This window comes from Paeniglutamicibacter sp. ZC-3 (assembly GCF_025847175.2).
In the GTDB taxonomy this organism is placed as follows: Bacteria; Actinomycetota; Actinomycetes; order Actinomycetales; family Micrococcaceae; genus Paeniglutamicibacter; species Paeniglutamicibacter sulfureus.
Genome location: NZ_JAOYTG010000004.1, coordinates 86,912 through 112,501, shown reverse-complemented (window position 1 = coordinate 112,501; position 25,590 = coordinate 86,912). Strand labels below are relative to the sequence as shown.

Annotated in this window: 22 protein-coding genes; 8 read left to right on the top strand and 14 right to left on the bottom strand. The window is 67.0% G+C overall.

Features of this window, described 5'->3' with window-relative positions; all coding sequences use genetic code 11:
- Positions 1–118 precede the first annotated feature (118 nt).
- The 4 genes from OIU93_RS06620 (at position 119) to OIU93_RS06605 (ending at position 6,170) form a co-directional block, all read left to right on the top strand.
- Positions 119–2,923: an aconitate hydratase gene (locus tag OIU93_RS06620; protein ID WP_264269296.1), complete on the top strand. Its 2,805-nt coding sequence runs from the start codon at positions 119–121 to the stop codon at positions 2,921–2,923.
- A gap of 163 nt (positions 2,924–3,086) precedes the next feature.
- On the top strand, positions 3,087–3,344 hold the full coding sequence (locus OIU93_RS06615; RefSeq protein WP_264269295.1) for a DUF6458 family protein: 258 nt from the start codon (positions 3,087–3,089) through the stop codon (positions 3,342–3,344).
- Between the two features lie 62 nt (positions 3,345–3,406).
- Positions 3,407–4,165, top strand: a complete 759-nt coding sequence (locus OIU93_RS06610; RefSeq protein WP_264269294.1) for a metallophosphoesterase — start codon at positions 3,407–3,409, stop codon at positions 4,163–4,165.
- Positions 4,166–4,289: 124 nt separating this feature from the next.
- Complete coding sequence (locus OIU93_RS06605; RefSeq protein WP_264269293.1) at positions 4,290–6,170, top strand: HNH endonuclease signature motif containing protein; 1,881 nt, start codon at positions 4,290–4,292, stop codon at positions 6,168–6,170.
- A 136-nt stretch (positions 6,171–6,306) separates the two neighbouring features.
- Here OIU93_RS06605 and rdgB read toward each other — a convergent pair whose 3' ends face one another.
- The 6 genes from rdgB to clpS form a co-directional block, all read right to left on the bottom strand.
- Positions 6,307–6,942, bottom strand: coding sequence for an RdgB/HAM1 family non-canonical purine NTP pyrophosphatase (gene rdgB, locus OIU93_RS06600; RefSeq protein ID WP_264269292.1), 636 nt, complete (start codon positions 6,940–6,942; stop codon positions 6,307–6,309).
- A 2-nt stretch (positions 6,943–6,944) separates the two neighbouring features.
- Positions 6,945–7,694 (bottom strand): ribonuclease PH, encoded by a 750-nt coding sequence (rph, locus tag OIU93_RS06595; protein ID WP_372342877.1) that lies wholly within the window; start codon positions 7,692–7,694, stop codon positions 6,945–6,947.
- Positions 7,695–7,767: 73 nt separating this feature from the next.
- The gene (locus tag OIU93_RS06590) at positions 7,768–8,667 is read right to left on the bottom strand and encodes an MBL fold metallo-hydrolase (protein ID WP_264269291.1); all 900 of its coding nucleotides are present in this window, start codon (positions 8,665–8,667) and stop codon (positions 7,768–7,770) included.
- Positions 8,664–9,593, bottom strand: coding sequence for a glutamate racemase (gene murI / locus OIU93_RS06585; RefSeq protein ID WP_264269290.1), 930 nt, complete (start codon positions 9,591–9,593; stop codon positions 8,664–8,666). Before murI ends, OIU93_RS06590 begins: the two co-directional genes overlap by 4 nt.
- 65 nt (positions 9,594–9,658) lie before the next feature.
- Complete coding sequence (locus OIU93_RS06580) at positions 9,659–10,228, bottom strand: DUF2017 domain-containing protein (protein WP_264269289.1); 570 nt, start codon at positions 10,226–10,228, stop codon at positions 9,659–9,661.
- A gap of 2 nt (positions 10,229–10,230) precedes the next feature.
- Positions 10,231–10,527 (bottom strand): ATP-dependent Clp protease adapter ClpS, encoded by a 297-nt coding sequence (clpS, locus tag OIU93_RS06575; protein ID WP_264269433.1) that lies wholly within the window; start codon positions 10,525–10,527, stop codon positions 10,231–10,233.
- Positions 10,528–10,812: 285 nt separating this feature from the next.
- Between clpS and OIU93_RS06570 the strand changes: the two genes are divergently transcribed.
- Positions 10,813–12,126 carry a nicotinate phosphoribosyltransferase gene (locus tag OIU93_RS06570; RefSeq protein WP_264269288.1) on the top strand — a complete coding sequence of 438 codons (1,314 nt, stop codon included), beginning with the start codon at positions 10,813–10,815 and terminating at the stop codon, positions 12,124–12,126.
- Between the two features lie 21 nt (positions 12,127–12,147).
- Positions 12,148–12,783 (top strand): isochorismatase family protein, encoded by a 636-nt coding sequence (locus OIU93_RS06565; protein WP_264269287.1) that lies wholly within the window; start codon positions 12,148–12,150, stop codon positions 12,781–12,783.
- Between the two features lie 150 nt (positions 12,784–12,933).
- Here the strand turns inward: OIU93_RS06565 and OIU93_RS06560 are convergent, their stop codons facing one another.
- The 5 genes from OIU93_RS06560 to OIU93_RS06540 form a co-directional block, all read right to left on the bottom strand.
- Positions 12,934–14,526 (bottom strand): alpha/beta hydrolase domain-containing protein, encoded by a 1,593-nt coding sequence (locus OIU93_RS06560; RefSeq protein ID WP_264269286.1) that lies wholly within the window; start codon positions 14,524–14,526, stop codon positions 12,934–12,936.
- Between the two features lie 265 nt (positions 14,527–14,791).
- Positions 14,792–16,588, bottom strand: a complete 1,797-nt coding sequence (locus OIU93_RS06555) for a DEAD/DEAH box helicase (RefSeq protein WP_264269285.1) — start codon at positions 16,586–16,588, stop codon at positions 14,792–14,794.
- A gap of 96 nt (positions 16,589–16,684) precedes the next feature.
- A complete protein-coding gene (locus tag OIU93_RS06550; RefSeq protein ID WP_264269284.1) occupies positions 16,685–16,981 on the bottom strand; it encodes a DUF3039 domain-containing protein in 297 nt (98 codons plus the stop codon).
- A gap of 71 nt (positions 16,982–17,052) precedes the next feature.
- Positions 17,053–18,621, bottom strand: a complete 1,569-nt coding sequence (locus OIU93_RS06545; protein WP_264269283.1) for a transporter — start codon at positions 18,619–18,621, stop codon at positions 17,053–17,055.
- Positions 18,603–19,382: an ABC transporter ATP-binding protein gene (locus OIU93_RS06540; protein ID WP_264269282.1), complete on the bottom strand. Its 780-nt coding sequence runs from the start codon at positions 19,380–19,382 to the stop codon at positions 18,603–18,605. Before OIU93_RS06540 ends, OIU93_RS06545 begins: the two co-directional genes overlap by 19 nt.
- 834 nt (positions 19,383–20,216) lie before the next feature.
- Between OIU93_RS06540 and OIU93_RS06535 the strand changes: the two genes are divergently transcribed.
- A complete protein-coding gene (locus tag OIU93_RS06535; protein ID WP_264269281.1) occupies positions 20,217–20,693 on the top strand; it encodes a hypothetical protein in 477 nt (158 codons plus the stop codon).
- Between the two features lie 123 nt (positions 20,694–20,816).
- Here the strand turns inward: OIU93_RS06535 and OIU93_RS06530 are convergent, their stop codons facing one another.
- Together OIU93_RS06530 and OIU93_RS06525 are read right to left on the bottom strand one after the other, a co-directional pair.
- Complete coding sequence (locus OIU93_RS06530; RefSeq protein ID WP_264269280.1) at positions 20,817–21,734, bottom strand: tetratricopeptide repeat protein; 918 nt, start codon at positions 21,732–21,734, stop codon at positions 20,817–20,819.
- A gap of 204 nt (positions 21,735–21,938) precedes the next feature.
- Positions 21,939–23,648 carry a hypothetical protein gene (locus OIU93_RS06525; protein ID WP_264269279.1) on the bottom strand — a complete coding sequence of 570 codons (1,710 nt, stop codon included), beginning with the start codon at positions 23,646–23,648 and terminating at the stop codon, positions 21,939–21,941.
- 224 nt (positions 23,649–23,872) lie between these two features.
- Between OIU93_RS06525 and OIU93_RS06520 the strand changes: the two genes are divergently transcribed.
- Positions 23,873–25,174: an AI-2E family transporter gene (locus tag OIU93_RS06520; protein WP_264269278.1), complete on the top strand. Its 1,302-nt coding sequence runs from the start codon at positions 23,873–23,875 to the stop codon at positions 25,172–25,174.
- A gap of 54 nt (positions 25,175–25,228) precedes the next feature.
- On the opposite strand, the gene OIU93_RS06515 is transcribed toward OIU93_RS06520, so the two are convergent.
- On the bottom strand, positions 25,229–25,579 hold the full coding sequence (locus tag OIU93_RS06515; RefSeq protein WP_264269277.1) for a hypothetical protein: 351 nt from the start codon (positions 25,577–25,579) through the stop codon (positions 25,229–25,231).
- Between the last annotated feature and the right edge of the window lie 11 nt (positions 25,580–25,590).

Genomic DNA, 25,590 nt, shown 5'->3' with positions numbered 1-25,590 from the left:
GCACCTGGAAGTCGAGGTGGCGATGGAAGGACCCACATCGCCGACAACTTCACCTAGCCACGCAACAACCGGCCACCGGCGCGGCGGTCGGCAGCATTCCCGAGAGGACGACGCTTCCATGTCCAGCAACTCCTTCAACGCCCGGGCCCGGCTTTCCGTCGACGGGCACGACTACCACATCCACCGGATCGACGCCATCGAAAACTCCTCCCGCCTGCCCTACAGCCTCAAGGTGCTGCTGGAAAACCTGCTGCGCAACGAGGACGGCCGGCTGGTCACCGCCGAGCAGGTCAACGCCCTGGCCGCATGGGACCCTGCCGCCGAGGCTTCCAGTGAAATCCAGTACACCCCGGCCCGCGTGCTGATGCAGGACTTCACGGGTGTGCCCTGCGTGGTGGACCTGGTGGCCATGCGAGACGCCATGACGGCGCTGGGCGGGGATGCGCGGAAGGTCAACCCGCTGATCCCCGCCGAGCTGGTCATCGACCACTCGGTCATCGCCGACGTCTTCGCCCGGAACGATGCCTTTTCCGTCAACGCCGACTACGAGTTCAAGCGCAACCAGGAGCGCTACCAGCTGCTGCGCTGGGCCCAGCACTCCTTCGACGACTTCCTGGTGGTCCCGCCCGACACCGGGATCTGCCACCAGGTCAACCTGGAATACCTCTCCCGCGTGGTGTTCACCCGTGAGGGGCCCGACGGCCTCGAAGCCTACCCGGACACCCTGGTCGGCACCGACTCGCACACCCCGATGATCAACGGGCTGGGCGTGCTGGGCTGGGGCGTGGGCGGCATCGAGGCAGAGGCCGCGATGCTCGGCCAGCCCATGAGCCTGCTGATCCCGCAGGTCGTGGGACTCAAGCTCACCGGCGAGCTGTCCGAGGGCACCACCGCCACGGACCTGGTGCTCACCGTCGCCGAGCTTTTGCGCAAGCTCCGCGTGGTGGGCAAGTTCGTGGACTTCTTCGGCCCCGGCGTCGCCAACGTCCCGCTGGCCACCCGCGCCACGCTGGGGAACATGTCCCCCGAGTACGGCTCCACCGGAGCGCTGTTCCCCATTGACGCCGAGACCCTCGACTACCTGCGGCTGACCGGCCGCGACCCACACCAGGTCAGGCTGGTCGAGGCCTACGCCAAGGAACAGGGCCTCTGGCACGATCCGGAGCACGTCCCGGACTTCAGCGAGGTCCTCGAGCTGGACCTGGGCACCGTGGTTCCCTCGCTGGCCGGGCCCAAGCGTCCGCAGGACCGCATCCCGCTGGCCGCGGCCCAGGGCGCGGTGCGCCGGCTGCTGGCCGGGGACACCCAGGAGGAGGCGATCGCCGGCGGGCTCGACGACGCCGAGGCCGATTCCTTCCCCGCCTCCGACCCGATCGCCGTCAGCTCCCGGATCGAACGCGACACCCCGCCGCACAACTACGCCGGCGGCGAGGCCGCGATCAGCTGGCCGTCCAAGCCCGCCACGGTCCATCTCGGGGACGGCACCGAGGTGATCGACCACGGCTCGGTCGTCATCGCCGCCATCACCTCCTGCACCAACACCTCCAACCCCACCGTGATGCTGGGCGCGGCGCTGCTGGCGAAGAAGGCCGTGGAGCGCGGGCTGCGTTCCAAACCGTGGGTCAAGACCACCCTGGCCCCGGGCTCCCGCGTGGTCACCGACTACTACAACCGCTCCGGGCTGACCCCCTACCTGGAGACGCTGGGCTTCAACCTGGTCGGCTACGGCTGCACCACCTGCATCGGCAACTCCGGCCCGCTGATCCCGGAAATCAGCGCGGCAGTGAACTCGCACGACCTCACGGTCGCCTCGGTGCTCTCGGGCAACCGCAACTTCGAGGGCCGCATCCACGGGGAGGTGAAGATGAACTTCCTGGCCTCCCCGCCGCTGGTCATCGCCTACGCCCTGGCCGGATCCATGCACGTGGACCTGCTCAACGATTCCCTCGGCGAGGACACCGAGGGCAACCAGGTCTACCTGCGCGACATCTGGCCCAGTGGCGAGGAAGTCAAGGCAGTGGTCGATGCCAACCTCGAGGCCTCGATGTTCACCAAGGGGTACGCGGATGTCTACCACGGGGATGAGAACTGGCGCTCGATGCACATCCCCGAGGGCGACCGGTTCGCCTGGGACGAGTCCTCCACCTACGTGCAGTCCCCGCCCTACTTCGAAGGCGTGGGACCGGTGCCCGATCCCATCGGGGACATCACCGGCGCCCGCGTACTGGCGTACCTGGGCGACTCGGTCACCACCGACCACATCTCCCCGGCCGGCGCCATCCGCAAGGACTCCCCCGCCGGCGCCTACCTGTTGGACAAGGGCGTGGAACCTGCGGATTTCAACTCCTACGGCTCGCGGCGCGGCAACCACCACGTGATGATCCGCGGCACCTTCGCCAACGTCCGGCTGCGCAACAAGCTGGTCCCCGGCACCGAGGGCGGCTTCACCCGGCACCTGCCGGGCACCGACACCACGACCATCTTCGACGCCTCGCTGGCCTACGCGAAGGACAACACGCCGCTGGTGATCCTGGCCGGGTCGGATTACGGTTCGGGCTCCTCCCGCGACTGGGCAGCAAAGGGCACCCTGCTGCTGGGCGTCAAGGCCGTGCTGGCCACCTCGTTCGAGCGCATCCACCGCTCCAACCTGATAGGCATGGGTGTGCTGCCGCTGCAGTTCCGCGATCGTGAAACAGCACAGTCCCTGGGCCTCACCGGCGAGGAGGTCTTCTCCATCACCGGGCTGGCCGGGACCGATGAATTGCCCGGCGAAGTCACCGTGGCGGTGGAACCCGCCGATTCATCGGGCGGTCAATCCCGCGAAATCACGATGCGGGTACGCATCGACACCCCGGCCGAGGAGGCGTACTACCGCCACGGCGGCATCCTGCAATACGTGCTGCGCCAGTTGCTCGACGCCTGACGCGCACCCGGGGGCCCTCCTCGCCAGGAGGGGGCGGTCCGCCCGCGTGCCGCCGGTCGCCAACCGCACGGCCAATGGGTGGCGCCAGCGGCGGCAATCAGTAAGCTGGAACCACTGATCAAACGTTCGTCAATGCACAATCGCCCGGAAAGGCGGAGACATTATGAGTATCGGTGCCGGAATTTTCCTGTTCGTTGTCGGCGCGGTGATCCGCTTCGCACTGAATGTCGAAGTGAGCTGGCTGGACCTTCCGCTGGTCGGGAACCTCCTCATGGGAGCCGGCGTCCTGATCTTTGTGCTGGGGCTGGTTTTCACCTTCCGCCGCCGCCGTAGCGTCTCGACCCGCCGGACCGTCAATGGCCACGGCGAGGTCGACGGTGTCACGCGGACCACCCGCGAAGTGGACGACCCCGACCTCTAACCGCTGCCTTACCGTCCCGGCGCGCCCTTGTTCCCGCCCCGCGGGACCGGCATACTCGGGGCATGATGCGAAGCGTCGCCGTCCTGTCCGACATCCACGGGGTGCTGCCGGTGCTCGAGGCGGTCCTGGCCGAGCCCGCCGTGGCGGCCGCGGAGCGCATCGTCGTCACCGGGGACCACGCCGCGGGGCCGCAACCCACCGAGGTCCTGGACCTTTTGGCGGCCCTGGGCGAGCGGGCCGTGCTCGTGCGCGGCAACGCCGACCGCGAGCTGGCGGCCGTGGCCCGGGGAGCTTCGATCGAGGTTCCCGACGAGGTCGTTCCCTGGGCCGCCGCGCAGCTGGCCCCGGAACACATCTCGCTACTGGAGCAGCTGCCGCATCCTGTCACCCTGGAGGTCCATGGCTTCGGCCCCGTTCTCTTCTGCCACGGGACCCCGCGGGACGACGAAGAGGTCGTGCTGGTGGACAGCCGGCTGGGGCGCTGGACGGAGGTCTTCGCCGGGTTGCCCGACGAAGTCCAGACCGTGGTCTGCGGGCACACCCACATGCCATTTGTGCGGCTGGTGGATCGACGCCTGGTCGTCAACCCCGGCAGCGTGGGCATGCCCTACGGCCGTCCGGGCGGCAACTGGGCCCTACTGCACGACGGTGCCGTATCCCTTCACCGCAGCACCATCGACGTCGAGCAAACCATCGAACGGGTGGTGGCCGAATCAAGCTACCCGAACCGCCGGCAATGGGCCGAGTACTTCATCGGCTCCACCGCGAGCGACGCCGAGGCACTCACCGTGTTCGGCCCCCGGGACGGCCGCGGGAAGTAGCCGCACCGGGGCATCCTCCTCCGCTTCCGGCCCGGGCGCAACCACCGTGCACCTGGTTTGTGGATCAACCGGGTCCCCATCCACAGATATTGCCACCCCGAACCATTCCTCTTCGCGTCGACGCATGCTGGTGGACATGGAAACCGACCGGTTCATCGAACTCACCGCGGGTACCCGCGGCACCCCGGGACACCCTGTGTCGCCGGACGATGAACTGCGCGCGCTGCTGGAGGCCCAGCGGTTGGCCCGCGACCTCGCCCGGCGCATCGCACGCACCACCTCCCCCACCGCCGCCGCCCTGTTCGCCCAAGCCGCCGAGGACGCGCACCGCGCCGCTGGCCACGCCAAGCTCCTCGCCGCCGACACTGCCCGGCGCACCCTGGCCCACGAACTGCCCGAGGCCACGTTCGACGCCCTCGCCGCGGTCCACGCGGACCCGGCGCCCTACGTCGCCGGCACGACGGACCTGCCCGAGGATCCCCGGACCGTCCCCACCGGGCGGCCCGTCTTCAAGGACACCACCGAGTTCCTCACCGGCTTCCTGCACATCTCCTTCTTTGAGGCTCGCGAACGCGTCCGCTCCATCGACCGGCTGCTGCCCGGCACCGACATCCACGGCCAACCGGTCCCGGCGAAGTTCCCGACGCTGGCCGACGACCTGGCCAATGGCACCGCCGACCCGAAGGAAATCGGTGCCGCGGCCCGCAGGCTGGAAAAACTCGCACCACACATCAACCAGCACCCCAACCCCGCCGTGCTGGCCGGGCAGCTGGAGGACCAGGTCGCCGAATCCGTGCGTCGCGAGGACCCCCGCACCACCGCCAAGCTGCTCGCCGGCATCCAGGGCACCCTCGAACAGGGCACCAAGGACGTCCCGGAGGACGTCCTGCGCGCCAGAACCGGTCTCTTCAACCGCGGCACCACCGGCGGGCTCGGCGAATTCCTGCTCCGCACCCTGCCCGCCGACACCGAGGCCCTGCTGGCCCTCTGCGCCAGCACCGACAACCCCCGGACCAAGGCCGGGGACCGCGAGGGCCTGCTCGCCCAGTCCCTGGCCACCGGTGCCGCCGCGGGCTCGGGCGCAGGCGCCGCCGCCGGCAGCGACGGCACCGGGCCCGCCAACGCCTCCAACGCTTCCAACGCTTCCGTCTCCAACGGCTCCAACGGCTCCAACGGCCGGTCGAACACCGGCAACGGTGCCGGAGCCGGGTTCCCTGATTTCCTCGTCGACCCCACCACCGGCCGCCCGCTGAACGACGCGGAGGCCGTCAGGAACCTGTCCCTGGACCCCAACGGCCTCAACCTGGACAACCTGTTCACCGGGAACGGCGCCAACAACACCGGCAACGGGACCGGCAACAGGGCCGGCGATCCGGCCACCATGAACTCCGCCGCCTCCGGCCCCGACGGACTCACCCCTCCCCAACGCCATCTCCAGGGGCTGATGAACCTCATCAGGTCCGCCGGGAACCCCGCCACCGGGAAGAAGACCACCGGTCTTCCCTCCCCCAAGACCCTGGTCATCGCCACCCTTGACGAACTCCGCGGCTTGGCCGACACCCACGGCATCACCAGCCGCGGCCAACAACTCACCCCCGCCGAACTCCGCCAGGGCCTGTGCAACGGCGGGGTCATCCCAGCGGTCATGGGCGGGGACTCCCGGATCCTTGACCTCGGCCGGGAGGAACGCCTCTTCCCCGACTACATGCGCGAAATCATTCTCGGCCTCTACGGCGGTTGCATCATGCCCGGCTGCACCGTTCCGCCCGAACACTGCGAAATCCACCACTTCAACTTCTTCGCCAACGGCGGCAAGACCGAGATCAACGAAGGCGCCCCCGGATGCACCTCGGCACACCACGCCTTCCACACCGGGCTGGTGCGCGTCGTCCGTGACACCGACGGGCTCTTCAGCGTCATCCTGCCCAAGTTCATGGACCCCGAACAAAAACCCCGACGCAACAATCACTGGCGGGACCGCACCCTGAACCCACCCCTGTTCTGAGAGGCACGGCCCACGGCCGTGGACCTGCCGGTGATTTCCCATGCCCATGCCCAATAACGGGCATGCAAAAGGGCGGTCCGCCCCGAAACCGGAGGGGCGGACCGCCCTTGGTGTCTCACCAGACGCGCAATAACGACTACTTTGCGGTTTGGTCCTGCAACGCCTTCACGATCTGCGGCAGCAAGCCGCGGAACGCACGTCCGCGGTGGCTGATGGCATTCTTTTCCTCGCTGGAAAGTTCCGCCACGGAGATCTCGTAGCCATCGGGCTGCAGGATCGGGTCGTAGCCGAAGCCGCCGTTCCCCCGCCGTTCGTGCAGCAGCACCCCGGCCAGGTGGCCCATCTCCACGGCAACAAAGCCGCCCGGGGTGGCCAGCGCCGCGGCACACACGAAGGACGCCCCGCGGTGTTCATCGGAAATATCTCCCAGCTGGGCCAGCAGCAGGTCGATGTTCGCCTCGTCATCACCGTGCTTCCCTGACCAACGGGCCGAGAAAATCCCCGGCGCCCCGCCAAGCACATCGACCGAGAGACCCGAATCGTCGGCGATGGCAACCAGGCCGGTGGCCTCGCACACCGCACGCGCCTTCAGCAGGGCGTTGCCCTCGAAGCTCACCTGGTCCTCGACGACGTCCGGCGCACCCACGGCACCGGCGTCGACGACCTGTGTGTCCACGTCCAGCCCCGGGGCCTGCCCGCGCAGCAGCTCGCGCAGTTCGCGCAGCTTGCCCTGGTTGTGCGTGGCCAGCACCAAACGCGGGGTGGCACCCATGCTCAGAGCCCCAAAGTGGCGCGCTGGATCAGTGCCAGCTCCGTGGTGCCAACCAGCGCCAGGTCCAGCAGCGAATCAAGTTCTGCGCGCTTGAACGGGACGCCCTCGGCGGTGCCCTGCACCTCGACGAAGTCGCCAGTCCCGGTGACGACGACGTTCATGTCGGTCTCGGCGCGCACGTCCTCCTCGTAGGGCAGATCCAGCATCGGGACCCCGTCGATGATGCCCACGGAAATCGCGGCAACCGAGTCGGTGAGCACGGTGGCGTTCTTGCGCACCAGCTTGTTTTCCTTGGCCCACTCGATGGCCTCGGCCAGTGCGACGTAGGCGCCGGTGATCGCGGCGGTGCGGGTGCCGCCGTCGGCCTGAAGCACGTCGCAGTCCAACACGATGGTGTTCTCGCCCAGTGCCTTGGTGTCGATGACCGCGCGCAGCGAGCGGCCGATCAGGCGGGAGATTTCGTGGGTGCGCCCGCCGATCTTGCCCTTGACGGACTCGCGGCCGTTGCGGGTGTTGGTGGCCCGCGGCAGCATGGCGTACTCGGCGGTGACCCAGCCGGTGCCCTGCCCCTTGAGCCAGCGCGGCACGCCCTCGGTGAAGGACGCGGTGCACAGCACCTTGGTGTTGCCGAATTCGATCAGGGCCGAGCCCTCGGCCTGCTTGGACCAGCCACGGGTAATGGTGATCTCACGGAGTTGGTCGACGCCGCGCCCGTCGGCGCGCACTGCTGCTGTGGTTGATGCTGAAGTCATGGCTTCAAGTCTAGTCGTCACGCCGAGCTGTTCCGTCGAGACAATGTGGCGATGCGGCAGCCAGGCGAAAGCGCTAGTTCTTCCTGGTGCCCGGCCACTCGCGGGCCGGCGCCGAACGCACGATCGAGACCGGTGCGGTCGGCAGCGACTTGGGGGTGCCCAGCTGCGAGCCGGAGAACACCCCGTATGTCACCCCGGAGACCGCCACGGCGATGCCGCCGTCGTAGACTTCCTTGGCCTCGTTGACCACGGTGTTGATGTTCGTCCACACCGGGATGTGGGTCAACAGCAGGCGTTCGACCCCGGCCTCGGCCGCCGCCTCGCCGGCGCGCCGCCCGGTCAGGTGCACACCGTGGATCGCATCGTCGCGGCCCTCCTCGAAGGCCGCCTCACACAGGAACATGTCGGCACCCCGGGCCGCCTCGACGAGTTCGGGGCAGGCATCGGTGTCACCCGAATAGGTCAGCACGCTGGTCTGGAGCGACCCGTCGGCCACCGGCTCGGTCGCCTCGACGCGGAATGCGTAGGACTCCTCGATGGGGTGCAGCACCGGGTAGGGGGTGATCGAAAATGGGCCGATCTTCACCGGCTGGCGGGATTTCCAGTGCTGGAAGTCGTAGTCGGGGTGCATGCCCTCATCCAGCGGCAGTCCGTAGGCCGTGGCCATCCGGTCCGCGGTGGCAGCAGGTCCGTGCACCAGCATCCGATCACGGTTCCAGCCGTTGGGATCCCAGCGGATGGCCACGTGCATGCCGCACAAATCCATGCAGTGGTCCGGGTGCAGGTGGGAGATGAAGATTCCGTCCAGGTCCTTGATGTCCGCATAGCGTTGCAACACGCCCAGCGCACCGGAGCCAAGGTCAAGCAGGATCTTCCAGTCCCGTTCGCCGTCGAACGCGGTGACCAGGTAGCAGGAGGCAGGCGACCCCGGGCCGGGGAACGAGCCGGTGCAGCCGATGATGGTCAGCTTCATGAGGCACTCGCTTTCGAAAGAGCCACCATCTGCGGGGTAATCATCGCGATGGAGCCGGTCGGGTAGTGGGCGGCCACGTGGTCGACTTGCTCGACCGCGAGTACTTCCGGGCCCAGGAAGCGCCTGGCCAGGATCTCAAAACTATCGGAATCACCGGTGGACAGGAACTGGTGCGTGGGGGCCTGCTCCTCGGTGCGCGCCAGGTCGTGGTGCATTAGCGCGCGGTACACGTCCTTCGCGGTTTCCTCGGCGCTGGAGACCAAGGTGACGTCCTCGCCCATGACGTAGGAGATCACGCCGGTCAGCAGCGGGTAATGGGTGCAGCCCAGCACCAGCGTGTCCACGCCGGCTGCCTTGAGCGGCGCCAGGTAGGCCTCGGCCGTCTCCATGAGCTCGGCCCCGGTGGTGATGCCGTTCTCGACGAACTCGACGAAGCGCGGGCAGGCGACGGAGGTGATGGAGTAGTGCGGGGCGGCGGCGAAGGCATCCTCGTAGGCGCGGGACCCGACGGTGGCCCGGGTGCCGATGACCCCGATCTTCCCGTTGCGGGTGGCGGCGACGGCGCGGCGCACCGCGGGCTGGATCACTTCGACCACGGGAATCCCGTAGCGGGCGGTGTAGCGTTCGCGGGCATCGCGCAGCACCGCGGCGGAGGCGGAGTTGCAGGCAATCACCAGCAGCTTGACGCCGGCGTCGACGAGTTCGTCCATCACCCCCAGCGCATTCGCCCGCACCTCGGCGATGGGAAGCGGCCCATAGGGCGAATTCGCGGTGTCCCCGACGTACATAGTGGATTCACCGGGAAGCTGGTCAATAATGGCGCGGGAAACGGTCAGGCCGCCGACCCCCGAGTCGAAGATGCCCAGCGGGGCATTCGGATGGGGTCGCTCTGATGTTCGATTCTCGCTAGAGGACACACTTGTCATGGTCTACGAAGCCTACGTGGTTTTCAACGCCAACAGCTAGCACGTGCGACACACTGTAGCCCAGCTCACAAGGACTTGAGCATGGCCTGCATCAGGGATTCCTGCAACCAGGTGACGAAGTTGTAGACCAGCGCAAGGTATTCGTCGACGGTTTCGGCCTTCGACCAATCGTCCTGCGCATGGATGCGCTCGGCGTCTTCCTCGCTTTCCAGGCCAAGCCGTTCGGCCAGCACCAGGCGCACGTCATTGACCGCTGCGGCGAAGCGCGGCGCCGTCTGCTCGTTGAGCAGGATGCTTCCGGACTCCATCAGCAGGGCGGCCTCGCGCAGCGCCCCGATCTTGCGTTCACGGATCCCGCGTTCCGAGAGCCTGCGAAATTCCAGCGATGCGGCGGCATCGTCGGGGTCGGCGTCCGGCAACAGGCGCTTGGTAGCCCGGTCACTCGGTGCGGCGAAGTCTTCCTTGTGGGAGTTCGGATCCAGGCCGACCAGCGCATAGAGCGGATCCTCGTCGTCGGCCCGCTGGGGCTCCAGCAACGTGATGACGTCCTCAAAGAGACCGCGCAGCAGCTGGCGTTCGGCGGCTTCGAGGGACGCGGAGAACCCGCGCATGGTGTTCTTGAATGCCCGTGCCATATCTAGGCTGCGTCCGCCTTGGACAAGGTGGCCCACAGCCCGAACCCGTGCATGGCTGCAACGTCGGCCTCGATCTTCTCGCGGTTGCCGGTGGCGACCACGCTGCGGCCCTCCTGGTGGACCTGCATCATCAGCTTCTCGGCCTTGGCCTCGTTGTATCCGAAATAGGAGCGGAAGACAAAGCTGACGTAGCTCATCAGGTTGACCGGGTCGTTCCAGACGATCAAGATGTAGGGCTGGTCGAGTTCGTGTGCTTGTGCCTGCTCTACGTGCTCAAGCACATCGGGCATCGCAGTCATGGTTGGCATACTCACCATTCTACGACCGGCCGCCTCGGATGCGAACCGGGCGCCAACCGGGCCGTGGACACAACTGCTCCAAAAGCACAAGGCGACGACTCACGTGAGCCAACGCGGCATGGAACCGGTGCCGGGTCTAGAGTATCTACTAGCGTTTATGCCGCAGACCCGGTTTCGCCCCGCCACCTGCGGCGGCCCGGATCCGGCACCCGACGCCCGATAACGGTGCAAACCAGTCCGGCATTCCATTGCCCCAGTCCCCCCGTCGCGAGGAGCCCCCCGGCCATGTGGCAGCAGCCCACCTCCCTGTTTACCGACCACTACGAACTGACGATGCTGCAGGCTTCCCTGCACTCGGGAGCGGCGCACCGCCCCAGCGTCTTCGAGGCCTTCGCCCGCCGCCTGCCCGATGGGCGGCGCTACGGCGTGCTGGCCGGGACCGGCAGGGTCCTTGAGGGCATCAAGGAGTTCCGCTTCGGCGACGAACAACTGCGCTTTCTCTCCGACACCAAGGTCGTGGACGCCACCACCATCAAGTACCTCGAAGACTTCAAATTCAGCGGCAACATCCATGGTTACGCCGAGGGGGAAATCTACTTCCCGTACTCCCCCGTGATGATTGTCGAGTCGACCTTCGCCGAGGCCTGCGTGTTGGAGACCTTCATCCTTTCGGCGCTGAACCACGATTCGGCCATCGCCTCCGCGGCCTCGCGCATGATCGCCTCCGCCGGAACCCGCCCGTGCATCGAGATGGGTTCGCGCCGCACCCACGAGGAATCCGCTGTCGCCGCCGCCCGCGCCGCGATCATCGCCGGGTTCGACTCGACATCGAACCTCGAGGCCGGGCACCGCTACGGCCTCAAGACCGTGGGCACCGCCGCTCATTCCTTCACGCTGCTGCACGATTCCGAACGCGCAGCATTCGAGGCGCAGGTCGCCTCGATGGGCGTGGGCACCGCCCTGCTGGTTGACACCTACGACGTGGAGCAGGGCGTGCGCACCGCGGTGGAGGTGGCCGGCCCCGGGCTGGGCGCCGTGCGCCTTGATTCGGGGGACCTGGTGGAACAGGCCCGCTGGGTGCGCACCCTGCTCGATGACCTGGGCAACGAGAACACCCGCATCATGGTCACCTCAGACCTCGACGAATACGCCATCGCGGCCCTCCAATCCGCACCGGTGGATGCCTACGGCGTGGGCACCTCGCTGGTCACCGGCTCCGGGCACCCGACGGCATCGATGGTCTACAAGCTGGTGTCCCGCAAGAACGACGCGGGCGACTACGTGGACGTTGCCAAGGCCGCCAAGAACAAGGTCTCGGTGGGCGGACGCAAGTTCGCCGTGCGCCTGCTCAACGAGCGCGGCCGAGCCACCGAGGAATTGATCGGCGTGGGCGAGGTGCCCGCTTCCGACGCCAACGACCGGGCCTTGCTGACACAATTTGTTGAAAACGGGGTCATCGACGAGGCATTCACCGGTGCCGCGGGCGTGCACCGCGCCACCAAGCGCCATCACGACTCCATCCAGGAAATGCCCGGCAGCTCCCGCCGCCTGCAGCGCGGCGAACCGGTGATCGGCACCCGATTCATTGACGAGAACTGAGAACAGCGAGAGGAAGCCATCATGACCCAGGAACCAACCAGCGTGCCGGAACAACCTGCGGCACGGGCATTGATCATCGTGGATGTCCAGAACGATTTCTGCGAGGGCGGAAGCCTCGGCGTGGAGGGCGGGGCCGCCGTGGCCGCGTCCATCGCCACCGTACTGCGCGAGCGCGCCGACAGCTACGCGGCGGTGGTGGCAACCCAGGATTGGCACATCGATCCGGGGTCCCATTTCTCCGATTCCCCTGACTTCATCGACTCCTGGCCGGTGCACTGCGTTGCCGCAACGGAAGGTGCCGCGCTGCACCCGGAGCTGTCCGCGGCTGCCGGCTACATCCAGCACCATTTCCGCAAGGGCCGTTACGCGGCAGCGTATTCCGGCTTCGAGGGCCGCTTGTCCGCGGACGAGGACGACGTGGCCGACGAGGGCGGTGAGCTGCTGGGCGACTGGCTGCGCAGACAGGACATCGCCGCGGTGGACATCGTGGGCATCGCCACCGACTACTGTGTGCGCGCCACGGCCCTGGATGCCAAGTCACAGGGCTTCGCCACCACCGTCATCGCCCCGCTGACCGCTGCGGTGCATCCGGCGAACGCCCCCGGGGTGCTGCAGGAACTGCGCGACGCCGAGGTCACCGTCCTGTCCCTGGGCTAGGCCCGCGCCGAGCCAGGGTCCATTTCGGACGCCGAATCAGGCGGCACGAGAAATGCCGGCGGCCCGGTGCGTTGGAGAGCATCCAACGCACCGGGCCGCCGACTACATTAAGCGATCATTTCTTGCCGATGAACCTGCCCTGCAGCTTGTTCAGCCGCTGGCGCGCATCTGGCCGGTCGGCACTCCGATGCGGTCCATTAGGTTGTTGGCTACGCCGGAGAAGTACTCCGCTCCCCATGGGGTGAGATAGCCCTGCTCGATCAGGTCGGCGTCGACCTCGCCGATGAGCGCGAGGTAGTCCGTACGGGTGCCATAGGTCTTGGCAAAATCCGCGGCCGAGATCAGATCCACGGATCCGTACACCGCGCCGGGGGCCGCGGCACCGCGATACTGCCCGAGCGGATGCTCGATTAGTCCGTTGCGGACGCCACCGGCGACGTTTCCATCCTCGTTCCGACCCAGCACGCCGTCTGTCTGGTCAAACCACCGCGAAGGGGCGGCTTCCTTGTTCGTCTTGCCCCAATCGATGAGGGCCTCGGTGGCTGCAATGACAGCCGGCTCCAGCGGATACGGGTTGAGCGATTCCCGGAACGCCGCGTCGTGGACGGCGGTGTTCGGGAGTCGCCCGGCCTTGAGGATCTCTCCGTCGGCAGGGATCACCGGGGAGAGCAGGTCGGTGTGTGGGGTTCCCGGGACCTGCCAATGCCGACGGTTCGCCGGCAGGTCCTTTTCGGCGAGCGTTGCGGCGCCGAAAAGGTCGGCATCGCCCTCCGAGGTGACGGTGATGAACGGGACATCGAGCGCCGGCTCGGAGCCGGGCACCGTAACCAGGCCGTCCTTCGTGCCCTGGCGTAGCGGCCGTTCAAGGACGGCACCGACCGTGTTGAGATAGCCGTCGAACACCGGTCCGTGGTTGGCCTCAGTCACGACCTCGTGGAAGTTGGACACATAGGTGTTGAGGTAGATCCCCGACTGGGACTGGCCCATGAGCAGCACAGTCTTCGCTGTCTGCCCGCCGAGGACCGATCGGCCGTCCTTGCTTTCGAGCAGCGTGCCCACCTGGGTAATGATGTCCCATGCCAGGCCCTCTTCGGCACCCGGAACGACCATGAACGGGTCGAACGCCGCCGGATCCGCCGGGTCGGCGATGATCGCTTCTCGTTCGACGTCCTGGACGTCCCAGGACAGGTCGGCATAGCGCTCCGGGTCGAAGTTCTTCAGCGCGTCCACCTGGATCGGCTTGGAGGTCACGCCGATGATGGTGTGCCCTTCCTCTAGGGCCCACTCCCACATGCGCCGCAGGTGGTCCTCGCCTGGGAAGCCGTTGGAAGCGTTGAGGATATCTACGAGCACGACACCGGAGGAGTCCGCCTTGCTGGCGGGGCGGCGCACGAGGATGTGATTGGTGTACGGCACATCCTGGGTCACGACTTGCGGCTCGCCTGCTGCGTTGTCATAGACGTTCGCCGTCCCGGAAAGGAAGTACTCTTCCTCGACGTATCCGCGCTCCGTGACATCCAGTGGCACCCTGGCCTGTCCCAGCGCCGACCACGGATAACTGTCATCGGTTGTCGCGATCGGCCCGACGACCTCCGGGACCGCGTCCAAGGTTGCGATGCCCGCGCTTGGCTTCCGCTGCGCGGCGGCACCTGCCGGCGTCGCCGCAATGGTCAGTCCAAGCGCGCCGATGCACGCGGCTGCCATAACCCTGCGATACCGACGATTTCCCTGTTGATTAGGCATAGGATCCTCCTTGTTGGGACAACGCTGTCTGGAGGGATGCACCCTCGCACCCCCCTCCGAAAGAGTGTCAGTCGTCACATTCGGGCGTCCACTTGTTGCCGCTTGTTGCCCGTGCCGATGTGGTCCGAGGAATTCGCAGTCCTTCAAGGGCACCTTCACGCACGACCGCGAAATCCGGCTCCGATATGGCTGGTCACGCAAAATGCCGGTGGCCCGGTGCGTTGGAGAGCATCCAACACACCGGGCCGCCGACTACATTAAGCGATCATTTCTTGCCGATGAACCAGCCCTGCAGCTTGTTCAGCCGCTTCTGCAGCTGCTCGGCATTGGCCTGGGCGACGGCCGGCCCGCCGCACACCTCGCGCAGCTTGGTGTGGATGACCCCGTGCGGGGTGCCGGTGCGCGCGCTCCAGGCCGAGACGTTCTTGGAGAGCGTCGAGCGCATCTCCATCAGCGCCCGGTGATCGACCACCGGTGCGGCCGCGGCCTCCTCGGCGCCCTTGCGCACCTTGCGCCGGGACACCTGTTCGGCCTGGCGCTGGCGCAGCAGCACGCCCACCTGGTCTGCGTCCAGCAGCCCGGGGATGCCCAGGAAGTCTTCCTCCTCCTCGGATCCCACGGCGCCGCCGGTGCCGAACTCGCCGCCGTCAAAGAGCACCCGGTCGAAGGACGCGTTGGAGTTCAGCGCCTCGAACTTCTGCTTGTTCAGCTCGTCGCTGGCCTTTTCCTCGCGGTTGGCCTCGGCGACCAGGTCGTCCTCGGGGTTGTAGTCCGGGTCCTGGAAGTGCTTTTCGGGGCGGTCCAGCGCGTGGTCGCGCTCGGTCTCCATCTCGTTGGCCAGCGCCATCAGCACCGGCACCGAGGGCAGGAAGATCGAGGCGACCTCACCGCGTTTTCGGCTGCGCACGTAGCGGCCGATGGCCTGGGCGAAGAAGAGCGGGGTGGAGGTGGAGGTGGCGTAGACGCCCACGCACAGCCGGGGCACGTCGACGCCCTCGGACACCATGCGAACCGCGACCATCCAGCGCGAATCGCCGGCGGAGAACTCGTCGATCTTCTTCGAGGCGCCGGCGTCGTCGGACAGGATCACGGTGACCTTCTCGCCGCAGATCTTCTCCAACTGCTCGGCGTAGCCGCGCGCGTCCTCGTGGTCGGTGGCGATCACCAGGGCACCGGCGTCCGGCACGGTGCGGCGGACCCGGGTCAGGCGCTTGTCGGCGGCCGCGAGCACCGAGGGAATCCAGTCCCCCGCCGGGTCAAGGGCGGTGCGCCAGGCGTGCGCGGTGATGTCCTTGGTGAAGCCCTCGCCAAGCTGGGCCTCCATTTCCTCGCCGGAGCTGGTCTTCCAGCGCATCGACCCGGAGTAGGCCATGAACAGCACCGGGCGCACCACGTGGTCGCGCAGGGCCTGGCCGTAGCCGTAGGTGTAGTCGGCCTTGGAACGGCGGATGCCGTCGGGACCTTCTGCGTACTCGACGAAGGGGATGGCCGCGGTGTCGGAGCGGAAGGGGGTGCCGGTCAGCGCCAGGCGGCGGGTCGCCGGCTCGAAGGCCTCCCGGATGCCGTCGCCCCAGGAAAGCGCGTCGCCGCCATGGTGGATCTCGTCCAGGATCACCAGGGTGCGGGCGGCCTCGGTCTTGGCGCGGTGCAGCATCGGCTTGGAGGCGACCTGCGCGTAGGTGACGACGACGCCGATGTAGCCGTCGCCGTGCCTGCCGTCGGAGTTCTTGAAGTTCGGGTCAATGGCCAGTCCCACGCGGCCGGCGGCATCCGCCCACTGCTTCTTGAGGTGGTCGGTGGGGGCCACCACGATGATGCGGTTGACGGTCTTGGCGTCGACCAGCACCTTGGCCAGGCGCAGCGCAAAGGTGGTCTTGCCGGCGCCGGGGGTCGCCACGGCCATGAAGTCGCGGGGATTGGCGGTGAAGTACTTGTCCAGCGCCTCGGCCTGCCAGGCGCGGAGCTTGGGGCCGGTGCCCCAGGCCGCCCGTTCGGGGTAGGCGGGAGGAAGACGGTCCTCCATGGGCAACTTGTCTGCAAGTGAGAACAAGGTATCGGTCATGCATACACCTCCACGGCAATAAAAAAGCTTCCCCCCGGGGCGCGGGCCGGCGCGCCCCAGGGGGTTCTGTGTGAACCTACGCTGCGTGGAAGATGATTACTTCTTGTCCTTGTCCCCACCACCGGTGAGGCCCTCGTAGATTTCCTTGCACTCGGGGCACACGGGGAACTTCTGCGGGTCGCGGCCCGGGATCCACACCTTGCCGCACAGGGCAATGACCGGATCGCCGGAAAGCGCCGACTCCATGATCTTTTCCTTGCGCACGTAGTGCGCAAAGCGCTCGTGGTCCCCGGCCTCGACGTCCTGGGCCTGCTCGGTGCGCTCGATGGTGGTGGCACCGCCGCCGGAGGTAGTGCGCGGGTCATCTCGGAACGGATCTAGGGGCATGCTCATGTCCACCAGTCTAACAACGGATTGATCGACTTCCGGCAGATTCGCCGCGTGCGGTGCATCGCACCGTTGCCTCAGCGGTTGACCATGACGGCCTGCATCAGCTCCGGCAGCCGGGCCTCGAGCCATCGCCCGCCGATGCGGATTCCCGCCACCAGCAGCACCGCGCCCTCCATCACGCCCACGAGCAGTGCCAGCCAGCCGAAGAGCGCATTCCCCGTCAGCAGCTGGACCACCAGCAGCCCGAGGGCCGGCAGCAGGAGCAGGAACATGATCGCGAACGTGGCCAGCTGCACGATGGCCATCCGCGCGCCGGCGCCCGGAGGTGTCTTGAACGGGCTCTCCCCCGGTAGCGGCACCGCGTAGGTGAAGCGCGCCGAGGCCACCGATGCCACGCCGAGGCCGGCCAGCAGTCCGCACAGCGAAATCCCGAGGAGCGCCGGCAGCAGCTCGGTCCGGTCCAGGAACACCGGTGGCAGGATGGCCGCCAGTAGCGTTACCGGCAGTGCCAACACGGCACAGGCCATCACGCGCCCTGCCCGGTCGGCGACTCCGCGCACCCCGGTGAGCAGGTGCAGCGAGAAGGCGGTGGAATCGTAGGACACGTCGGCGGAAATCGAGAACGCCATCAGGATCCCCAGCAGCGGGCCCAGGACCAGCATGGCCTGGGGATAGCCGGAATTGGAGGCCGTAAACCAGATCAGCACCGGCATCAGCGGGACAACCACGATGGACGCGGCGTAGCGCGGGTCCTTGAGCCAATACGTCAGCGCCCGGGCCGCCACGGCGCCGACCGGGGTCGCGGGGAAAACGCCGAACGCGCCCATGCCCACGGGCTTGGAGCTGGTGCGCGGCGCCATCGGGTTCTCCATCGACTGGTGCAGACCGCGTTTCCACGCCCAGATCACCGCGCCAAGATAGGAAAACCCTAGCGCCAGGCGCAGCACGCCCAGCCCCCAGGCCCCGGCGGCCAGGTCCCCGGGGAGCGCCGCGAAGACGCCCAGCGGGGTGAATCCCAGCACCGCCACGACCCGCGGCAGCCAGTCCAGCACCGATTCGATGCCCGAGGCCGCCGAGCCGATGATGGGGCCCAGCAGGATCAGCGGGATGATCGCGATGATCCCTGCGACGTCGCGGAAGCGCCGCGAACCGGTCAGCCGCGCCATCGAGGTGGTGGTCAGCCGCGCAAGCGCCAGGCACATCAACGCACCCAGCACTCCTCCCACGACGGCGGCCGCCAACGTGGCGGGGTGGTGGCGCCAGGCCAGGAACTGCCCGCCGAACAGCAGCAACGTCAGCAGCCCCGGTATCCCGATGAAGCCCGAGAGCAGCAGTCCGGTTGCCAGCCGGGGCCGCGAGAGCGTAAAGGTGGTGAAGCGCGCCGGGTCAAGGGTCAGGTCGACCCCGAAGGCGATCAACGGGATCAGCGCCCAGCCCAGGGTGATGAGCGAGACCGCGGAGACCAGGATGGTGTTGGCCAGCGCCGGGTCGACATCCGCCAGGTACGCCGTGCCCGATACGAGCATCACGACCATGCCCAGCCCGTAGACCGCCCCGATGGCAACGCCGACCAATTGCCAGGGACTGCGCCGGAAGGAGTTCTTCAGCAGCAGCAGCTTGAGCCTTAGGAGGTGTGCAACCATGAGAGCCCCTCGTTGGTTCCGCGTCCGCCGACCAGCTCAACGAAGCGGTCCTCCAGTGAAGTTGCCCCGCGCACCTCGTCCACGGTTCCGGCCGCCAGCAGGTTGCCGTTCGCGATGACCGCGACGTGGCTGCACATGCGCTGGACCAGGTCCATGACATGGGAGGAGACGATGACGGTGCCGCCGTGGGCCACGTAGTCGGCGAGGATCTCACGAATGTTGGCGGCGGAGACCGGGTCGACAGCCTCGAAGGGCTCATCGAGCACCAGCACGCGCGGGGAATGGATCAACGCGGTGGCCAGGGCGATTTTCTTGGTCATGCCGGCCGAGTAGTCGACGACCAGCTTGGATCCGGCGTCTTCGAGGTCCAGCACGCGAAGCAGGTCTTCGGTGCGCGTCTGCACCGTTGCGCGATCCATGCCGCGCAGCAGGCCGGAATAGGTGACCAGCTGGCGACCGGAGAGCCGGTCGAAGAGCCGGACCCCGTCGGCCAGCACGCCCATGGCTGCCTTGGCCTTCAGTGGCTCGGCCCAGACATCGATGCCGTTCAGCCATGCCTGGCCGGCGTCCGGGCGCAGCAGTCCGGTTGCCATCGAGAGCGTGGTGGTCTTGCCGGCGCCGTTGGGCCCCACCAAGCCGAAAAACGACCCGGCTGGGACATCGAGGGATATGCCGTTGACCGCGACTTTTTCGCCGAATCGCTTGCCGAGCGATCGAATCGACAGGGCCGCCGTACCGGGGTCGGGGTAAGAGTTGCTCATGACATCGAAAATAACAGTCGATGGATGGTTTTGCCGTCATCCCTGCGGACTAATCCCATGGTCGACGCACATCCGAGAACCGGATCGGACTGCCCGCTGCGGTGCCCTGAAAGCACTGGGATGATTGTCCTGGGTGAGTGGACGCCGCCTTCGCCGCCACGCCTAGGGACCTATTCCTCTTCTACGGCACGACCATCGTACTGGCGGGTTTCGTCCCAACCGCCTTGCCCGCTTCCAGCTTGCCGGAACCACCAGCGAGCCGCTGCAGCGGCAGCTTCGATCCGTTGGAGGGCATTGGGGCAAAGTTCGCGCGCCTTGCTCTCGCCTTCACGGTGACCGAAGCCTAAAATGAAAAAAACGTGTTTCCGTTCAGCATGTTCTTCGGCCCCTAGCCATGGACCGAATAATTGCATATTTCGTACTTGGGGTGCGTATGTTTCATCTGCGTTTGCTCGGTAAGGCACCAGCGATTTCCGCCGCTAACGGTGTGGTGCACCGTAGGGAGTACGTACGCCCGAAAGCACCGGCCGCGACTTCGCCACACAACGGATTCAAGCGCTGGAAGGTCCATCTGCTCATGGACCGTGCGGGACATGCCGTGACCCACCCTGCAACGGAACCCACCGAACGCCTTCTTGCCCTTCTGCTGCGGGAGACGACCCGACGGACCCGGGTGCGACCGGACGTTGCCGACCGTCTGCGGGTGAAGTCATGACCGCTTATCCCGGGCCGGCGGTGGCTGCACGTTCCCCGCGGCATATAAGGGCCCAGAGACACTCACAAGCAAGGCTCGCGGGCCTCGCACTGCTGTGCACAGGAGGTTGGGTCGCGTCGGTGACCGTCGGGGGCTCCCTCGACGCCGCGCTCGGAGTGCAGCAGATCGCGTTGGCCGTGCACATCATGGCCATGGTCGTTTCACTGGGCGCCATCCTGCTTATCGACTGGGTCGGCCTGCTGTGGCTGCTGGGCCGGCGGCAAATACACGAACCCGGGCGCGTGGAATCGGCGGCCGTACTGTTGATCTGGGGCGGGCTGGGCATGCTGCTGCTCTCCGGCGCGTTCATCAGCCCCGATCTGAGCGATACCCCCACCCGCGTGAAGTTGGCGTGCGTACTCGTGCTGATGCTCAACGGTGTGGCCATCGCACCGGTGATGAAGCGCCTGCACGAGATGCCGGCAAGCACCAAGTTCTCCCAGCTCAGCCTGGGCCTGCGGGCGCGGATGCTGATGGCACTGTCGATCTCCCAGGCCTGCTGGTGGTCGGCCGTGGTCATCGGCCTGCTCAACTCCGCGATCAGGCGCGGGCCCTGAGACAGGGCGAACGGTGCGTTCGGTAGACGCAGTGCCGTACAGCCAAAGACGGGGAGGCAAGTCGCACCAAAGCGACTTGCCTCCCCGTCTTTGTGGCGCGGCGCCTTGCCCCGCCGGAAATTCCTAGAAGAGCACGCGTGCCAGTTTCTGTCGCGAGGCCACGACGCGCGCATCGCCCACACCGACCACAGAATACAGTTCGACGAGACGGGCCCGAGCGGTTTCCTTCTCTTCGCCTGCGTTGCGGCCGATGAATGCCACCAGGCGAGCGAAGGCGTCCTCGACGTGGCCCCCGACCAGGTCCATGTCCGCAACGTCCAGCTGCGCCTGCAGGTCATCGGGGGCAGCGGCACCGGCGGCACGCACGGCGGCCAGGTCCTTCCCCTCGGTGCGCATCAGCAGGCGCACTTGGTTCAGCCCGATGGCAGCCTCGTTGTCGTTGGGCTTTTCGTTCAGCGCCTGCTTGTAGGCGCTTTCGGCCGCGGGCAGGTCTCCGGATTCGATGGCGTCCAGGGCCGCCTGGTGCAGTGGCGGCAGCGGGGCGGGGCCTGCTGCCGGTGCGGTGGTGCCCAGCGGCGGGATGGTCCCGGCCACGCCGTGCTGCACGCCCAGGGCCAGCAGCTCGTCCATCAGCGACTGGATCTGCGGGGTCTCGGCACCGCCCTGGAAGAGCGGCACCGGCTGGCCGTTGATCAGGGCGATGACGGAGGGCACCTGCGTGACCTGGAAGGCCTGGGCGATGGCCGGCTGTTGCTCGGCGTCCACGGTGGCCAGCGCGAGGGTCCCGCGCTTGGCATCCACCAGGGAGGCGATCACACCGTCGAGCTGCACGGAGGCCGGGGAGCGCGGGCTGCCCAGTGAAACGATCACCGGCACCTGCTGGGAAAGGGCAACGACTTCCGGGAAGCTCTCCTGGTTGACGGAGCGGACCCAGGTGGGCGCGGCCTCGCCCGAAGCACTGACCGGCTCCGGTTGGGACTGCTGCTTGAAGGCTGCCAGATCAATGGCGCCGCGTGAGGAGGGTGCAGTGGGTTCAGGCATGCTGGTGGTCATTCCTCTACTTTAGGCCGCATCGTGCCCGGGTGGAAAACCCGTTGCGGCGATCCGGGCCTGCGCACCGGCTGGCGCCAACGACGGAAGGCGCGGTGCCTCGGTGCCCGGGAACCGATTCCCGTGGCCTGAGGCACCACGCCTTCAAGTGCGGGAACCGCTCGGTTCCCGGTTCCCCCTTCGGGGGCAGGGATGCTACTTCAGCAGCTTTGCTCCCTTGGTGATGACCTCTGCGGCAACCACGGAGACCTTGTCCTTGGAGCCTGCAGCAGGAATGTAGATGAGCGTCGGTTCGCCGTAGGTGATCTCGATGCCCTTCTTGGTGTCCTTGGCGCCGACGATCTTGGACGTCGTGGCATCCAGGCCGATCATTCCGCCGTCTTCCTTGGGCTTGGCAGTGGTCGTGGCGGTGAAGTTGCCCGAGACCAATGCTCCGCCGTCCGGGGTGGCCAGCACAACGGTGTCCTTGGTGTTCACGTTGCGCTTGAAGGAGATCGTCGCGTCCTTGTTGGCCTTGACCAAGGCGTTCTGGTCCTTGGCGTTCAGGGTCAGGAACGCGTTCTTGGCGAACTTGTCTGCGTCCTTGGACTTCTCGTTGTCCATGAGTCCGGCCAGGCGCTCAAGAGCTACCTTCGGGGTCATGGCCAGGTCCTTGGCATCGTCCTTGAGCATCTTCACCGACTGGTCGCCCACCGCGATTCCGGGGAACGTTGAACCGGGCAGCATCGGCGTGGCGAAGGCGACCTTGTAGTTCTCGCGCGGCCCCGACTGGGTCAGCGTGAGGGCGGTGGGAATCGTGGAGGCCTCGGAGTCCTTCGCGGTGACAACCATGATGGAGCGCGGGAAGTGCGCACCGTCGTCGGTGGGTACGGCGGCCGAGCGGATCACGCTGGTGTCGATGGCCTGCGGGGCGTCCAGCTTGACGTCGTCGTTGCGCAGCTCGTAGTTCTGGCCGCGCAGGGTCTTCAGTGCACCGGTGGTGCGCTCATCCAGGTCCTTGGCGTTCTTGGACTTGTCGGCCTTGGCCACGGAGGAGGATGCCTCCCCGAGGATGCGCTCGAGCTGCTTCTGCAGCACGACCGGGTAGACCTTCTCGGCATCTTCGGTCGAGCTTTCGGCGGGGCTCGGCGAGGTGCCTGCCGCCAGGGCCGGTGTGGAGGGAACCAGCACCAATGCCAGCACGGAGGCGGTCGCCACGATCTTGGCCACGGTGTTCTGGTCGCCCTTGGGAGCGGGAGTCGTGGTCAGGGTGTCGGTCTTCGGGGCGTCGGGGTGGCCGGCCGCACGGCGTCCGCCACCGGATCCTCCGCGCGGGGCGGTGCGGACAGCCGCCAGGGCGATGCCGGCAATCACGAGCAGCGAGCCGGCAATGATCAGCGGCATCGAGAACGGGGTGGCGGTGTCGCCGGGCCAGGTCGCGGTGATGTCGGTGGGTGCCGCGGCCTTGCCGTCGGCGGCCAAAAGCAGCGTCCAGGATCCCTCGTCGGGGTTGGTCCAGCGATACGTCATGGTCTTGTCGGCATTTTCGGTTGCCTGGAAGAGGTCGGCGTCAGCCGGGTTGGGCACTTCCGCCTCGCCGGTTTCCGAGGTCGACTCGAGGACCGTCTCTTCGGCGTTGATGCCGGTGATGGTGGTGTGGGCGGCCTTGCCGACCCACGCCTGCGCATCGGCGGAACGCACCAGCGAAGCGGTGAACTTGCCCTCGGCGTTGATGGTGATCTCCGTGGGATGACCGCCCACGGTTCCGGCCCCGGCTTCGATGAGTGTGACCGGGGCGGCTGCGGGGACCTGGGCAAGGGAAGCGGTCAGCGTCTCGGGCGGAGCCCATATGGTTCGCTGGCCAATCCCCACCACCAGGGCTGCCAGCCCAAGAATGATAGCGATCGCTGAAAAGATCTTTCGCACAATTACACCTAACGGATGAGGGGGTCGAGATTCGGCCTCGGGTGCCACCACATCATTTATCAGGATGACACGCTCACAAGTCTAACGAGTTCTAGCGCATCAGGGTTCCGGAATGTGGGTAGCACCACGCCGTTGGCGGTTGAGGTCTTGCCCACTAGTTACCGCGTGCGACTCCTGTCCCCCAATGCCGCCAAGCGGGTCCCGGGGGCATTAAGCTCGGGGTTGTGACTACTCAACACGGAGACGAAGCAGCTACGCCGGAAGGCACCGGGAGCCATGAAGCCGCGCCCCGGGCCGATGCCGAGGGACAGGAAGCCGCGACGCCGAATTACCCCGGGAAACGGCCGACGCAGCCGCGAAAGTGGTGGCGCCGGGCGTTGGGCACCGCCCAGCAGACGCTCGATGCGCGGATCAAGCCGCCGGCGAACTTCGGGTTCCCCCCGGAGCCGCACCGGGAGCCCGGCGACGGGTACCCGGATGCCGACATCTCACCACAGTCCAACCCGATTGCCTTCGGCTTCCTCTTCACCGTGGGCGTGGGCCTGGCGTTGCTGGGCTTCTTCCTGCTGACCAACGTGGGATCGCTGGTCATCTGGATCGCCATCGCCCTGTTCATCGCGCTGGGCCTGGACCCGATGGTGCGCTTCCTGGTCGCCCACGGGCTCTCGCGCGCCATCGGCGTCTTGATCACGATGCTGGCACTGCTTGGCGGTGTGGCGGGATTCATCGGCGCCATCATCCCGACGCTCACCGAGCAGACGGCCCAGTTCATCGAACGTGCACCGCGGATCGTCGACGACTTCCTCAAATCCGAATTCTTTGTCACCCTCGATGCGCAGTACCAGCTCTCGGACCGGATCAGCCAGGAAATCGGAAAGTTCTTCTCCGACACCGGGGCCGTGGGCGGGATCTTCGGCGGCGTGCTGGGGGTGGGCACCGTGATTGCCCAGGGCATGTTCGGAGTGCTGATCGTACTGGTGCTGGCCATCTACTTCCTGGCCTCGCTGCCGGCTATGAAGTCCTTTGCCTACCGGCTGGCCCCGCATTCACGCAGGGTGCGCGTGGAGGAACTGGGCAACACCATTACCCATTCGGTCGGCAACTACGTCATGGGCCAGGCGTTCGTGGCAGTGCTCAATGCGACAATCGCGCTGGTGCTGATGAGCATCCTGGGCGTCCCGTTCGCCGCGCTGCTGACACTGCTGGTGGCCATGCTGGCCTTCATCCCGCTGGTGGGCGCCGTGATCGCCGGCATCCTGGTCTCGCTGGTGGCGCTGACCCTGGGATGGCAGACCGCCGCCATCTACGCTGTCTGCTACTTCGGGTACCTGCAGATCGAGGCCTACTTCGTCTCGCCAAGGGTGATGCAGAAAGCTGTCTCGGTCCCTGGCGCGGTTGCAGTGATCTCGGTGATCGCCGGCGGCTCCCTGCTCGGCGTCATCGGCGCACTGATGGCCATTCCTGTCGCAGCGGCAGTCATGTTGATCCTGCGCGAGGTCTTCATCGTGCGGCAGGACAACCGCTAACCGGCCCGACGTCCCTGGGTGCAGGCGGCATTGATTCCGTCGCCGCCCACCCGATCAGTACCGGTAGGAGCGTGATTCCCAGCACTTCGGGTGCCAGTGCCTCCGTGCCGCGGCCGAGGCGTCATCGCCCGACCAATGGTCAGCACGCCACGCAACCAGGTGCTCGGTCCCGGGCTTGATGAACTGCCCGCATCCGGGGCACTTGTAGGTCTTCGCCGCGCCGACCGAGGAAATCCGGCGCACGTGCCACTGGCCATCGGGCGCGTCCTGCAGGCGCTGTACCCCGTAGCGGGCCTTCTCCAGCCACTGCTCGTCCGATCCGCCGTCGGGTCGCGTCCACTTGTTGACCCGGCCGGAGCGGGGCTTGGGGGCGGAGGAGCGAGAGGGTCGGTTGGAGCGGGCCATGATCCAATTCT

Bases quoted from the DNA above. Each gene is read 5' to 3' on its own strand.
- OIU93_RS06620 (WP_264269296.1), top strand. From the start codon at position 119: ATGTCCAGCAACTCCTTCAACGCCCGGGCCCGGCTTTCCGTCGACGGG.
- OIU93_RS06615 (WP_264269295.1), top strand. From the start codon at position 3,087: ATGAGTATCGGTGCCGGAATTTTCCTGTTCGTTGTCGGCGCGGTGATC.
- OIU93_RS06610 (WP_264269294.1), top strand. From the start codon at position 3,407: ATGATGCGAAGCGTCGCCGTCCTGTCCGACATCCACGGGGTGCTGCCG.
- OIU93_RS06605 (WP_264269293.1), top strand. From the start codon at position 4,290: ATGCTGGTGGACATGGAAACCGACCGGTTCATCGAACTCACCGCGGGT.
- rdgB (WP_264269292.1), bottom strand. From the start codon at position 6,942: ATGGGTGCCACCCCGCGTTTGGTGCTGGCCACGCACAACCAGGGCAAG.
- rph (WP_372342877.1), bottom strand. From the start codon at position 7,694: ATGACTTCAGCATCAACCACAGCAGCAGTGCGCGCCGACGGGCGCGGC.
- OIU93_RS06590 (WP_264269291.1), bottom strand. From the start codon at position 8,667: ATGAAGCTGACCATCATCGGCTGCACCGGCTCGTTCCCCGGCCCGGGG.
- murI (WP_264269290.1), bottom strand. From the start codon at position 9,593: ATGACAAGTGTGTCCTCTAGCGAGAATCGAACATCAGAGCGACCCCAT.
- OIU93_RS06580 (WP_264269289.1), bottom strand. From the start codon at position 10,228: ATGGCACGGGCATTCAAGAACACCATGCGCGGGTTCTCCGCGTCCCTC.
- clpS (WP_264269433.1), bottom strand. From the start codon at position 10,527: ATGACTGCGATGCCCGATGTGCTTGAGCACGTAGAGCAGGCACAAGCA.
- OIU93_RS06570 (WP_264269288.1), top strand. From the start codon at position 10,813: ATGTGGCAGCAGCCCACCTCCCTGTTTACCGACCACTACGAACTGACG.
- OIU93_RS06565 (WP_264269287.1), top strand. From the start codon at position 12,148: ATGACCCAGGAACCAACCAGCGTGCCGGAACAACCTGCGGCACGGGCA.
- OIU93_RS06560 (WP_264269286.1), bottom strand. From the start codon at position 14,526: ATGCCTAATCAACAGGGAAATCGTCGGTATCGCAGGGTTATGGCAGCC.
- OIU93_RS06555 (WP_264269285.1), bottom strand. From the start codon at position 16,588: ATGACCGATACCTTGTTCTCACTTGCAGACAAGTTGCCCATGGAGGAC.
- OIU93_RS06550 (WP_264269284.1), bottom strand. From the start codon at position 16,981: ATGAGCATGCCCCTAGATCCGTTCCGAGATGACCCGCGCACTACCTCC.
- OIU93_RS06545 (WP_264269283.1), bottom strand. From the start codon at position 18,621: ATGGTTGCACACCTCCTAAGGCTCAAGCTGCTGCTGCTGAAGAACTCC.
- OIU93_RS06540 (WP_264269282.1), bottom strand. From the start codon at position 19,382: ATGAGCAACTCTTACCCCGACCCCGGTACGGCGGCCCTGTCGATTCGA.
- OIU93_RS06530 (WP_264269280.1), bottom strand. From the start codon at position 21,734: ATGCCTGAACCCACTGCACCCTCCTCACGCGGCGCCATTGATCTGGCA.
- OIU93_RS06515 (WP_264269277.1), bottom strand. From the start codon at position 25,579: ATGGCCCGCTCCAACCGACCCTCTCGCTCCTCCGCCCCCAAGCCCCGC.